The 12,476-nt window shown below is 40.7% G+C and carries 12 protein-coding genes; 6 read left to right on the forward strand and 6 right to left on the reverse strand.

The features are described from left to right. Positions 1-5: 5 nt before the first annotated feature. Complete coding sequence (locus CL667_14625) at positions 6-1,547, reverse strand: hypothetical protein (GenBank protein MAL18929.1); 1,542 nt, start codon at positions 1,545-1,547, stop codon at positions 6-8. Positions 1,548-1,692: 145 nt separating this feature from the next. Here CL667_14625 and CL667_14630 point away from each other — a divergent pair, with 145 nt between their 5' ends. Beyond that, positions 1,693-2,259 (forward strand): hypothetical protein, encoded by a 567-nt coding sequence (locus tag CL667_14630; GenBank protein ID MAL18930.1) that lies wholly within the window; start codon positions 1,693-1,695, stop codon positions 2,257-2,259. 18 nt (positions 2,260-2,277) lie between these two features. Further along, complete coding sequence (locus CL667_14635) at positions 2,278-3,039, forward strand: hypothetical protein (protein ID MAL18931.1); 762 nt, start codon at positions 2,278-2,280, stop codon at positions 3,037-3,039. A gap of 1 nt (position 3,040) precedes the next feature. Here CL667_14635 and CL667_14640 read toward each other — a convergent pair whose 3' ends face one another. Continuing rightward, positions 3,041-4,759, reverse strand: coding sequence for a hypothetical protein (locus tag CL667_14640; protein MAL18932.1), 1,719 nt, complete (start codon positions 4,757-4,759; stop codon positions 3,041-3,043). A gap of 152 nt (positions 4,760-4,911) precedes the next feature. Next, entirely contained in the window at positions 4,912-5,913 is a 1,002-nt protein-coding gene (locus CL667_14645; GenBank protein ID MAL18933.1) for a hypothetical protein, read from the reverse strand. A gap of 347 nt (positions 5,914-6,260) precedes the next feature. Between CL667_14645 and CL667_14650 the strand changes: the two genes are divergently transcribed. The 3 genes from CL667_14650 to CL667_14660 all read left to right on the forward strand — a co-directional run bounded on the left by CL667_14650 (position 6,261) and on the right by CL667_14660 (position 8,561). Continuing rightward, positions 6,261-7,262, forward strand: a complete 1,002-nt coding sequence (locus tag CL667_14650; protein MAL18934.1) for a hypothetical protein — start codon at positions 6,261-6,263, stop codon at positions 7,260-7,262. A gap of 320 nt (positions 7,263-7,582) precedes the next feature. Then, positions 7,583-8,113, forward strand: a complete 531-nt coding sequence (locus CL667_14655; GenBank protein ID MAL18935.1) for a hypothetical protein — start codon at positions 7,583-7,585, stop codon at positions 8,111-8,113. Positions 8,114-8,366: 253 nt separating this feature from the next. Further along, on the forward strand, positions 8,367-8,561 hold the full coding sequence (locus CL667_14660) for a hypothetical protein (GenBank protein MAL18936.1): 195 nt from the start codon (positions 8,367-8,369) through the stop codon (positions 8,559-8,561). A gap of 303 nt (positions 8,562-8,864) precedes the next feature. Here the strand turns inward: CL667_14660 and CL667_14665 are convergent, their stop codons facing one another. From CL667_14665 to CL667_14675, 3 genes are all read right to left on the reverse strand, one after another. Continuing rightward, complete coding sequence (locus CL667_14665) at positions 8,865-9,635, reverse strand: hypothetical protein (GenBank protein MAL18937.1); 771 nt, start codon at positions 9,633-9,635, stop codon at positions 8,865-8,867. 545 nt (positions 9,636-10,180) lie between these two features. Continuing rightward, on the reverse strand, positions 10,181-11,098 hold the full coding sequence (locus CL667_14670) for a tellurium resistance protein TerC (GenBank protein ID MAL18938.1): 918 nt from the start codon (positions 11,096-11,098) through the stop codon (positions 10,181-10,183). Continuing rightward, a complete protein-coding gene (locus tag CL667_14675; protein MAL18939.1) occupies positions 11,098-12,030 on the reverse strand; it encodes a DNA-binding transcriptional regulator OxyR in 933 nt (310 codons plus the stop codon). Before CL667_14675 ends, CL667_14670 begins: the two co-directional genes overlap by 1 nt. Positions 12,031-12,122: 92 nt before the next feature. Here CL667_14675 and CL667_14680 point away from each other — a divergent pair, with 92 nt between their 5' ends. Then, on the forward strand, positions 12,123-12,392 hold the full coding sequence (locus CL667_14680) for an acylphosphatase (protein ID MAL18940.1): 270 nt from the start codon (positions 12,123-12,125) through the stop codon (positions 12,390-12,392). Positions 12,393-12,476 lie beyond the last annotated feature (84 nt).

Raw genomic sequence — 12,476 nt, forward strand, 5'->3', positions numbered from 1 at the left:
AGTACTTATTGTAAACTTACAATTTCTGGTTTTTCGGATTTGTATTGCGTCATGGTCATTCCAACCGTAGCGTTTATGTAGGTTGGGTCTGCAACAACGTATTTCTTACCCGACTTGTAGTGGTGATCTCCGGCAACATCATTTGAAAAAGCTACAGCTGTAGCCAGATGTTTACTATATCGCAACCCAACAACGTCAAGACCTGTTAATTCTTGAACAAGATTAGCGAATAATATGGAGCGATCATCACAATCGGAATAGGGATAAAATAAAGTTTCTTCAGGAATCATATACTTTTCACGATCAAATTGATCTTGGTCTGTTTTATAGTCAAAAGCAGTCTGAACAAATCTGAGAATGAAATTAACAGCTTCTTCTTCATTCATGTCCGCAATAGCCGGAGCTAAAACTTCATAAATAGATTTCTTTGAAGCCTCAGACATGGAAGAGGTAAAAAAGATAGGCAATTCTGTTAATGGAAAATATTCAAAATAAGCAATCAGGTTTTGGTCAACAGAAACAGGAATGCTATAGTCTTTACCTTCATAAGAAAATGATAAAGTTCTGGACTTCACATTTTTTGAATCCCCTAAAGTTGGAAACTCGGTAATTTTTAGATTCAGCTTTTTGCTTTGGCCTTTATGGCTTCCGGTATAAGTGAATATTGAACTCGGTGATTGTTTCTTTTCATTCAGGTCAATCACATAAAACTGCTCACCGTCAAGGGTATAATACTTGGTGTTGAAGACATTGTATTCAACAGCATATAGTAAATAAACGTCGTTCTGATCGTACCCAATGCGGATTTGATAGCCAGCACGAGTCAATAAAAACCAATTGTATAAGTTGATTAACTTACTGTCATATCCTTCAAAAACGGTATTAGCAAAGTCGTTAATTAAAAGTGCATAGCCCCAGTCATTAAGCTGAAGTTCATCCCGCACTGTATTTGAGTAGTTGATAATTGGTTCATGGTTTATGCGACTCACTTTATCCCAGAACTCGGCAATTTTCTTGTTGTCCGTTTTCATCATTGAAAACTCTCGTGGCGAATAAAGGCTTCTTAGTTGAGTCGGGTATTCGAACGGAATGGTTGACGAAAAGAAATCAATATTTGTTGAACGGGTTTCCACATCGCCATACATAGAAGCTTTAGGGGGCTTTTCTATGGTGATTGGAGCCGATGGCGGTGCGTCGGGAATATCGATATTAATCTTTTCCCTGATAGGGGTTTCGTCTCTTGGGACATTATTTTCAACCTGAGGCTTTGGTGGGGCTTTAGGAATAGTGACCGGTTTCTTTTCCTGATAAAATTCAGAGCCCTGATTTATGCCAACTTCTTCCCAGGTCTTTTCCAGCATTTCGATAAACTCTTTATCAAACTGATCCTGATACTCTTTGAACTCAGCTTCTTGCTGTTTTTTCCATTTTTCATATTCTGTATCCTGACCATATGAAGTGCCCGTCAAAAGAAATATTGAAAACAGAAGGAGAAGAATATGAGAAAAGCATTTTTTCCCCAAAGCTACATTTTTGAAAAACCCCATTTAAAACCTCAAACTTTACTTTTTAGTAATAGATAAAGCGAAAATTCAACAAATTACATTGATAGTCAAATTAAAAAGATTTGTGTTGATAGTTATTTCATTTTATTATTGGCGAAACCAAAAATATTAAAAGGGGTAACTCGATATGAAAATAAGATCCATTTTTACAATGTTGTTAGCTGCGGGGATTCTTGTTTCCTGTGGTAGTAATAAGCCGGAAAACACAAGTGACACAATGCCAGATTGGTATCTTGCACCTCCTCCGGATACAGAAGAGTTCTTTTATGCTGCTGCTGAAGCCCAATCTTCTCGTCAGGGAACTGCACTGAGAAGTGCTCAGGGTAATGCCACTCAGGCGATGGCTGCTAAATTAGAAGTTAAAGTTTCTGCACTTCAGAAATCATTTGAAGAAGAAGTACAAAGTGGAGCGAATGCGAATTACGCCGCTACGTTCTCTAATGCCAGTGAGCAGTTAGTGAACAGTACACTGAATGGTGTTTCTCGTGACAGAGCTGAGTGTGAGCAACTTGATCCTGAAATGACAGGCGGAAACGTTAACAGCAGATGTTACGTGCTGGTTCGTATGCCTGTAGGTCAGGCTCGTACTGTGCTTGACAATGCACTTTCTAAAGATGAAGAGCTATATACAAAGTTCAAAGCTTCAAAAGCTTTTGATGAGCTTCAGAACAAGCTTCATGAAATCGAAAACTAGATTAGAAGTATATTTTCTGTGAAGTTAAATTCAATACTTCTAATTGCTGTTTTATCAAATTTAGTACTCTGTGGAAACATATTTTCGCAGAGTACTTTTTTTTTAGGGCAAAATGAGTCTAGCCCGGAACTTATCTATCAGAATAATAATCTCCATGGATATGGGATTAACAAGCTGTCCAATTTTGGAGGGGATTCTACTCTATTTCAAAGAGCGTGTGAGTCATCATTAATAGATTTGAACTCGAATCTATTTATCTCTGTCTTTATCGAAGAGTTTAAGAGTAATGACCAGTCCCTTTATAATTTTCCTGAATTTAGTATTCGCGATACCGTACTAAGTTTAAAAGAGGGAGGCAATATTGTACAGGTTGATTCCTTTGTTGTTGATAGAAACGTACACTGTATCACTGGAATTAATAATGGAGCTGAAACTATTACCGCTCCCATGCCACCCCTTGAGGATCTAATGACGAGTCCACAACGGGTAGGAGATACCTGGTTTGCGATTGGCAAGGCCAGGAAAACTAATTTCAATCCTTCCATAGCTTGGATGAAAGCCAAAAATGATGCTGTCCAAGAACTGACGAAAGTGTTGAAAACATCTGTCCAGTCAATTACGCAGCAGTACGAAACAGATGAAAGAGTACAGATGGAAGAGTTTACCTACTTCAAGTCAAACATCCTGTATCGGGATGTGTATAATATTCGACGTTATACGACTAACATCTCTTTTATTACCGTGATTGCCGTTAAACACGATGATGTAATGCGCTATTAAATCATCCTAGTTTAAAGGATGGATTCTTATCCTGTTTAAGCCGCTCCTGATCTATTTTCTCCTGATACAATCGTTCTACATCTTTTAAAGTATCCACATCATCGGGCGATAAATCCCAGCGAATAGCTTTGAATCTTGGAAACCGGAGCGTGTAGTTAGCTTTGGTGCGTTTGTTTACCTGAATGTCATCGAACTCCAGCTCTACAACGATATCAGGATAAAGACCAAGTGTAGGACCGTACTTTTCTGCGGTGATTTTTTTGATTCGGTCATTCATCTTTTTTAGCTCATCATCACTGTAACCACCGTATGCTTTTCCAATGGGGATGAACTCCTCTTCATAACGTTCGTCTTCCCGGACCGAGACTCCCAGCGTGAAGTCTGAATAGGTTCCTCCACGTTTTCCGCTTCCGGCATGGGCGTACATCATGATGGTATCAATTGAACCGCTTGGTTTTTTGACTTTAAGCCAAGACTTTCGGCGCTGGCCGTATTCGTAAGTCGAATCCTTTTGCTTCAGCATCAGCCCTTCATTTCCATGGGCGAGTGCAAGCTCAAAAAGTTCCTCAATCTGTTCCTTGCTCTCTATGGGTTTTTGTGTGGTGATGGGAAGGCTGTGTTTCTCCGAAAGCCCCGATAGCAGCTCTCTACGATTACTTAGACTATGCTCAAAAATTGGTTTTCCGTCATGATAAAGCACATCATAGGCGATTAATATCGTAGGATATTGCTCCAATATTTTCTTTGAAGGCTTCTTCAAGCCCATACGCTTTTGGAGGAGCTGGAAGGGGAGAATGGTATCGTCCTTAAAGACACAGATTTCACCATCCAGTACGAGTTCAGGTAAATTTCTGTCCACAAAAAACTGAACAATCTCAGGGAAAGAATGGGTGATTTCATTTAAATCTCTGGAAAAGATTTGAACCTGATCCCCAGACACATGCATTTGGCATCTCATCCCGTCAAACTTCTCTTCGGCAACGTATTGGCTATAATCATCCACCGACCTACTCTCAACCGGAGAAGCCAGCATAAATGCGATGGGCTGGAATAGGGTGAACTTTGCTTCCTCCAGTTGATTATTTTTGGCGAGCACGGCTGTTTTCCCAATGCTTCCTGTAATCATATGCACATAGCGAACCTCATCCACTTTATGCTTGAAAGCTTTGGCAATGCTTGAGACAATACTCTTGGATTCAAACCCAATACGCAATGAGCCCCGACCCATAATTCGCAGAAAATACTTCACCTCAAGAGGGGTCATTTGAATCCAGGCATCGGTCAGGACTTTCTGTTTATCCACTCTGGAAGACACGGAATACAACGCATCATAAATAACCTCAACTTCTTCCAGGGATAGGTTTTTTGGATCCCACTTAGCTTTAGCTTCCGGAATATTGTTAAAGAGTTTCTCTATAGTTTCCGAAGAACTTCCGGTAGCTGTTTTGGAAGGTTTGAAGACTTTTTCGTAATCAATCTCACAGAGATCAGCGGCTAAGGTAGAATAGGTCCTGCTGCCAACAGAAGCTCGTTTTCCTGATATATCTGAAAAAGGACCTTCTCCTAAAAATCGGGCTGCCCGTTGTAAATCCTCATCCGTTTCCAAAGAGCGAAAATACTCGGCACAGATTTTAATCTTAGCATTACTTCCCCGTGTCTCATTGATGAGCTGGGCCGTGGATGCGAGTTGTAGGAAGGTATTCTGAGCTTGTTTACTCATCGGTGTCTGTAGAATTTTAAATGCTAAATTTTAAATGTTGAATGGGTAATTGAGTTTGTTAGAAAAAAGTGAGTCGGTAAAATACCCGGGTTTTGCATAAGCTTGTAGGTTGGCTGATTAAACATTTAAAATTCAACATTTAAAATTTAACATTAATCATTCGGCTTCGCCGTCATATCTAAAAATTGAGACGGAATCCCTTGTTCATCTAAATAATGCTTTACCACATCCGGGTTTGGGGTATGCGTGATGTAAGTCATTTTGGGTTGAAGTTTTTCGCACAGGGAAATGAGTTCGAAGAAATCCAGATGGTCGGAGATGGGTATGAGTTTATCTACGGTAAGCTGACTTCGTCTCGACTCCATCACGGCCCAACCGCTGCAATAGGCAATCCTCTTTTTGCGGACATTCGATGCAAAGCCGTTGTTGATAGCCGAACTCGGGCAAATCAGAATCTTTCCCTCACAGGTTTCCCTGTCATAGGTTTGATAATTGCCCAGATCAATGCCCTCCTCATCATACACACCACACAGCTTGAAGCCTGCGCCATGAATTTGAATGGGGTGGTTCAGGTCTTTAACCAGATGCATGATTTCCTGCGCTTTGCCCAGATTATATGCCAGGAAAACCGGGGTATAATCTTTATCCAATGCTGATTTTGCAAAGCCCATAATCTCAGCCTTCAGTTCATCATAACTTTGCCACTTATACACGGGTAGACTAAAGGTTGCTTCCGTAATAAAGGTGTCGATTTGGGTGTCGGGGAGCTCAAAGCCTTCAGTGGCAGGGGAAGGTGGATTTCTGTAATCGCCGGTGTAGAGGAGGTTTCCGAATTCGGATTCCACAAAGGTCATGGCAGAGCCAAGAATATGTCCCGCAGGATAAAAGGTGATTTTAGCGTTTTTGGTTTCCACCGACTGCTTGAAAGGAAGTTCCTGTACCTCATATTTCGCTCCGCGGAGATTCATGAATTTCTTAGTCGGAGGTGTAGCATACACAGATTTGGCATAAGACTTCCAGGGAATGTGATCGGCGTGACCGTGAGATACAAACACGTGATCCGCCTTTTTACCACTATAATCCAGTCCTATACCCAGCTGGGGTAACAGTATTCCGTGATTTCCGGCTTTAGTGATTTTGAGCATAATCGTCATTCCTTCGGAGGCAGGAATCTGGATTTAATTAATGGAAATAAAGATTTCGAGATCATGTCATCCTGAGCGAAGTGATGCAGTAAAGGTATAATAGTTTGCCGCGAAGGATCTCAAAGTTTAAGCTAATGTGTAGTTTATAATTTGAGATCCTTCGTGTTTAGCATTTGAATTCTATTCTCTTTACGATGCACTCAGGATGACAACTTCCAGACATTTCAATTCCTCACACACTAAACTAAGAAGAGAGGGTGACAGTTCGTGGCAGTCTTTTTTATTAGTTTATCAGCTAAAGAGAAAACTTCTGTCCAGAAAGTTGAACGCTACAATAATTACCTGATATAATAATTTTGAGACATTTTAAAACCAATTTCCTGCTTCTCTCAGTTGTAACTCTATTCACCTCGTCTGTTTTTGCACAAGAAAGTTCAAATAGTGATACAGATTTAGATCAACCAGCTCTGCCAGTACTTTCTGACACTACTAATTTTGAAAAACTTAGAACTCACCTTATCAATTACCATGCACTGTTGCGGGAAGATCTGGAAAAGGCAGAAACGATAGCACCGATGATGCAAGAACTTTGTCCGGTTTATTTCGAAATGAAATCAGTGGAAGAGAACAAAGAAACCCGACAGTTTTGGGACGAATTTGATGATCTTGAAAGGAACAATTCGACCAATTATCGATTCCTCGAAAAGGTTACTGAGATGTACAAAAATGATGAGTTAGCCTATAAGAAACCCTTTGGAGCCGTTATTCAGGGAGTGATCGCAGGAACCAATATTTTTGAGCCCAAAAGTAGTTCTAATCCTGAACAGAAACTGTGGAATGAAGCTCATGATTCTGAAGATAGAAATGAACTGAGTACCAAAGAAGGGAAAGCGATAACTACCTATCCAAAGTCTGTGAGAGGTGATTCCGTCTTTGTATTTACAAAAACAGGAAAATATCGGATGGAGGTCAATACATTCTCAAAACATATTGGTGATTGCAGTTCCTTCTTTTCATACCGATTAGAGCCTGCTGCAAAACAAAGTGAAGAGGAGCCGGTACTAATATCGAGTCCATTCGACTTAGATCTGGAGTTTGTTCAAAATGAAGAATTGGATCAACGAATGTCGGAAAAGTTTCAGCCGGTTTGCGCTGACTGTCCTGTAAGCGGAAGGTATCAGCAATCTTTTGCACGACTTAAAGGGTATGAAAACTTCTACTTCACCTATACACGAGAACCGGGAAAATTGCTTGATGAGACAAGTGTACCTCAGAGATCACTAGTTTATTACAATGGCAATTTGCTACGTATCGTATATACAATTCAGTTTGATAAGTTTGGGTGCGGTTGCATTTAATAGCAGAAGTTGAGTGATTAAATCTTCTTCTTTAACCTCGTTCCGTAGCTCCGCTGCGGAATGCATTCCGGGAAGCTCCTGCTTCCAACTATTTAATAATTAATATAAAGCACCAATTACACCCTTGATTCTGGAAAGAGGATACATGAAGCAGACACGTTTTGAGTTATATGTCAACTTTACTTAGCGAAGAAACATAGAAGGGATAGAAATGATAGGTCAGGTTTATCCAGTGAAGTGAGAAGTAAAATCACTAATCCAAGATTTATGGATTTTGACTCTCACTCTTTTATCTTAGAAGCCAAAAAGCGGGGTTTATAATGTATTTAGTGGGGATGTACAATTATCTGTTATTTAATCTAGGGTTTCTTGCTGAGGTTTTTATTTATCAGGAAGGCTTGTCATGGTTTTTGAATCATGCAAAGGATCTCTTCTTTTTTATTATAGTATTAACTGGCTGTATCTACGCACTGTATAAATTATTGAGTTATCAGAAAGAAGAAAGAGAATACAAACTGATGCGTTGTCCGGAATGTGGGAAAGAGCCCTATAAACTCTGGAAAGCTACAGGACGTGGAGTGAGTTTAAGTCAACGAATGCGCGGATACTTGAACTGTATCCATTGTGGAACTCATCTTCGTAGAATGCATTCTAAAGTCGTATATGTATGTCTCTTGATTTTACCAATATCGTACGTTTCCATTTATGTTATTCTGTACTTTGTTTCTTTTAAAGATAACCTTGAGCTTTTTGTCTGGTCACTTTCAATACTGGGTATCGCTATAGTAATCTCGATTTTGACGATCTTATTTTATTTGGTTACAAGAACCCGGTTTGTTCGGGTTGATTAGTAGGTCTAACCTACGCCCGCTGTCATCCTGAGTACGTGGTAAAAAAGCGAAGGGCAGGATGTTGAACACGAAGGATCTCAGAGTTTGAACAATCTGCCAGAATTGAGTTTGAGATCCTTCGCGCCATACATGGAAGTCAGTAATAAATCACTTCGCTCAGGATGACAAAGATGGGATGATTTATAAATACCAATCCTTGCGCTTGTTTTCCTAAATCCTTAGATAGCTACGAACCCCAATTAATATCGATACCATGAACCGAATCATTTCTGTTGCACTTCTCCTTGCCGGCGCGCTTTTGCTTTATTTTGGATATCAGGAATATAACTCACTGGGTTCAGAAATTGACCAGGCCTTTGGAGGATCAGGTTCTACCAATGCTATTATTATGCTGGTAGTTGGCGTTGTCGCTGTTATTTTGGGCGGGGGCAGATTGTTAAAGAAGTAGTAGCTCTAATACCGTTTTGACCCTATCATTGTCTCTTTCCCTATCCCGCAAAGCGTGACAAGGAAAGGGGGCTCTTGAAATGAAATCGGTCAGCGTAATAGGTTCATCGATTGATCGTATATCAAAGAGAATAGCGATTAACCGATGGATCGATGGATCGATGGACCGAATGATCGATTGGTGATTTTACTTCTTGCTTTAAGTTAGAGAAGAGTCATGTGGCGAGCCAAGAGTCTTCTCAAAAGATTTAGAAACAGGGCTTAGGATGGTAGGTGAAAAAGGACATCCTAAATCCTAAGAAGTTTATTCAATAGGAATCGCCTGCCTGATTTCCTCTTCAGATAGATTCGGGAAAAAGTTTTGAACAGCAGGAATGGTCGCTTCCAACTCAGCTTCTGAACTGGCTGATATGTTCTCACTGATCAGCGAAAGCTCAATGTCTTTTAGGTACTCTGGAGGGAACTGGCTATTAATGTTGGGAAGGATTTCTGCACTTAAGTCTGCCAGTCGGTTCATAATGCGGGCACGATCATCGGCGCGACTATTAAAGCGGACAAAATTCAGCAGGTTATTTTCATCCGCAAACTGTACAGCAGCATTATTCTCTAAACCATCCGGTATGGCTTTATACTCCATTGAGAGGGTTGTCATCAGTTCTTCAGCATGTTCCAGTTTCCGAATTTCACGATAGATGGTAGATAAGTCGGCATTAAGATCATAGTCGATGATCTCGGCCGGGGCTCCAAGTGAATACTCAATAGCGGTATAGTTGTATTGTGGCTGAATGAAGCGCCAGTTTGAGAAATCATCATACTCATCCTGTTGAATCAAGACATTACGCTCGGCCACAGCATCATTTCCAGCAAAGCCTGGAAAGAAAATCCGGAAGTACTCCAGCTCTTCTTTTACTCCTGTCAGGATCTTCTGTTTCTCAGCATCTATTCTGCGGTCTTCATTTGAGTTTTGTAGTAGGAAAGCCCCATAAACTCCAAGAAAGACAATAACCAGCTCCAGCAGCAAAAACTTGATTCCCTGTCTTGAAAAGAATTCGAATGATTTTTCTAAACGTGACATAGTAGTATCTGATTTCTGTTAATTCCCAAAAAATATAACCTTTTTTTAATCAGCTGAAAGATAATCCATTCGGGGAATCCTGCAATTGAATCATTGTGAATTTTTGATCCAATCTCTTTCCATATCCCGCAAAGTGTGGCAAGGAAAGGGAACTCCTGAAATGTAATCGGTCAGCGTAAATAGGTTCATCGATCGATCGTATATCAAATAGAATAGCGATTAACCGATGGACCGAATGATCGAATGATCGATTGGTGATTTTACTTCTTGCTTTAAGTTAGAGAAGAGTCACGTGGCGAGCCAAGATTCGTTTCAAAAGATTTAGAAACAGGGCTTAGGATGGTAGGTGAAGAGTAAACAGTTTAAGAAAAGTTGGTCTATAGAACGTCGATCATTCGCAAATCAAAGAGGACAGGGATGGGGTTGGAGGTGATGGATAGATAGTAAATTGTTCAAGCAAATATCCTTCGGAGGTATCTTCAAGATGACACAGATGAAACAACCACCAGTTCGTCATTCAATGTTGAATGTTCAATATTCGATATTCAACTCTCTTCCTTAGGAAACATCATGGAAGCCCCAACAGAAATAATCAGTGCAGCCGCTACAAATCCTAAAGCCCATGGGGTTGGAACGTGGTAAAAGTCAGCAATCAGCATCTTTATCCCCACAAAAGAAAGGATAGCGGCCAAACCATAATGCAGATAGCTGAATAGTTTCATCACTCCGTTTAGGGCAAAGTAAAGCGCACGTAATCCAAGAATAGCGAAGGCGTTGGAGCTGTATACCAGAAACTGGTCGGTGGTGATGGCGAGGATGGCCGGTATGGAATCGACAGCAAAAACGACATCGGTAGTTTCAATCACAATAAGCACTACAAAAAGAGGGGTAGCCATTAATTTCCCATCTATACGGGTGAAGAAATCAGGGCCGTGAAATTTGTTGGTGACGGGAATAAATTTTCGAGTCAGTTTAAGAACGGGGTTCTTTTCCGGGTGGACTTCCTTCTCCATCTCAAATGCCATTTTGATTCCGGTGTAAACCAGAAATGCTCCGAAGATATAGACGATCCATTCGAAGCGTTCGATAAGGGCGACGCCCAAAAAGATGAAAAGAAATCGAAGCACAAGTGCTCCAAAAATTCCCCAGAACAATACTTTATGTTGGTATTTAGCAGGAACGCCGAAGTAGGAAAACACCAGGATGAAAACAAAGATATTATCAACGCTCAGGGATTTCTCTATCAGATAGCCGGTGAAGAAATCGAGCGAGCTGGCAGGATCCATGTAGAAGTAAATCCCAATCCCGAATACGACTGAAAGGGCAATCCAAATGCCGGTCCAGACCAGCGATTCTTTGATAGAAATTTCATGTTCTTTGCGATTGAAAACCATGAGGTCTACAATCAGCATAGCTACAATAAAGACGTTGAATAGAATCCAAAGCGTCAAGCTATGCTCCATTACTCAACCACCATGGCGTCTTCGTTGGACTCCAGCTCCTTGGGTATGGATTCTTTGATTAAACCGGCAAATGCTTCAATCAGATTCTTCTTCAGGAATTCACGGCTGTAGACTAAGCGGATTTTTCGAGAAGGAATTGGATCTTCGAACTGCTTGATAACCCCGTTTGCACAACGGGTATCATAATCATTCATCGCAAGATAAGGCATTAGGGTGATGCCAAAATTCTGCTCAACAAGACGTTTCAGAGTCTCCAGATTTCCGCTTTCAAAAATAATCGGTGCTTTATTCAGCTTCTCGTTGTTCTGCTTGCAGATTTTAAGGGTCTGATCACGGAAACAATGTCCTTCATTCAGCAGCCATAAATCTTCTTTGTACAGATCATCAATACAGAGCTTGTCTTTAGATGCCAGCTCATGTTCGGCACTCACATATCCCAGAAATGGCTCGAGGAATAAATCCTTTTCGTACATGTGCTTGTCGGTGGGGGTGGCAATAATACCCACGTCAAAATAATCTTCATTAAGTCCTTTCAGTACATCAGCAGTCAGTGCTTCCTCAAAAATGAGTTCAACATCGGGATAGGTATCCACAAACTTTTTAAGAAATAGAGGAACCAGATAAGGAGCGATGGTTGGGATGATTCCCACTCGAAAGGTACCTTTGAGAGATTCACCCTGAACGGCTACCATGTCTTCGATGTGTTTTGCTCCACTCAGGATGGTTTTAGCCTGCTCAATAATTTCCTCTCCCATAGCTGTTGGTACAACCGGGGTTTTAGAGCGATCAAAAATAAGTACGCCAAGTTCATCTTCCAGCTTCTGAATTTGCATACTGAGCGTTGGCTGGGTGATATAAATTTTTTGGGCGGCCGTAGCAAAATGCCGATGTTTATCGACAGCCACGATGTAAGAAAGTTGTGTTAGTGTCATGTTCTAAAACTTAGTGAACGCTAAAGGTAAGGAATCATTTTTTTAATAATAGCAGGAATAAAATAGAAGTTTAATATTAAAAAGGAAGTTGAGTGAAGAAACATATTTATATATCAGGCAGAGTACAAGGAGTTGGGTTCCGCCACTTCACGAAAACAAATGCTCGCGAACTTGGAGTGAACGGCTGGGTCAAGAATTTAAATGACGGCAGAGTTGAGGCGGTCTTCGAGGGAGGTGAAGAACCGGTGAAGAAACTCATCGAGCGGTGCAAGGATGGGCCGCCGTCGGGTTATGTGAAAGACATGGAAGTAAACAATATGAACGAAGAGGACTCGTATTCAAGCTTTGAAGTTCGGTTTTAAATGTGGATAAATCGTTAGCAACTTCATCGGTTTTGCTGAGTCAAGTATTGTATATTTTGGACGGAATTTTTCTATGAAGCTAAA

The organism is Balneola sp., from assembly GCA_002694685.1.
Lineage (GTDB): Bacteria > Bacteroidota > Rhodothermia > Balneolales > Balneolaceae > Gracilimonas.

Bases quoted from the DNA above. Each gene is read 5' to 3' on its own strand.
- CL667_14640 (MAL18932.1), bottom strand. From the start codon at position 4,759: ATGAGTAAACAAGCTCAGAATACCTTCCTACAACTCGCATCCACGGCC.
- CL667_14665 (MAL18937.1), bottom strand. From the start codon at position 9,635: ATGTCACGTTTAGAAAAATCATTCGAATTCTTTTCAAGACAGGGAATC.
- CL667_14630 (MAL18930.1), top strand. From the start codon at position 1,693: ATGAAAATAAGATCCATTTTTACAATGTTGTTAGCTGCGGGGATTCTT.
- CL667_14670 (MAL18938.1), bottom strand. From the start codon at position 11,098: ATGGAGCATAGCTTGACGCTTTGGATTCTATTCAACGTCTTTATTGTA.
- CL667_14645 (MAL18933.1), bottom strand. From the start codon at position 5,913: ATGACGATTATGCTCAAAATCACTAAAGCCGGAAATCACGGAATACTG.
- CL667_14655 (MAL18935.1), top strand. From the start codon at position 7,583: ATGTATTTAGTGGGGATGTACAATTATCTGTTATTTAATCTAGGGTTT.
- CL667_14675 (MAL18939.1), bottom strand. From the start codon at position 12,030: ATGACACTAACACAACTTTCTTACATCGTGGCTGTCGATAAACATCGG.
- CL667_14660 (MAL18936.1), top strand. From the start codon at position 8,367: ATGAACCGAATCATTTCTGTTGCACTTCTCCTTGCCGGCGCGCTTTTG.
- CL667_14625 (MAL18929.1), bottom strand. From the start codon at position 1,547: ATGGGGTTTTTCAAAAATGTAGCTTTGGGGAAAAAATGCTTTTCTCAT.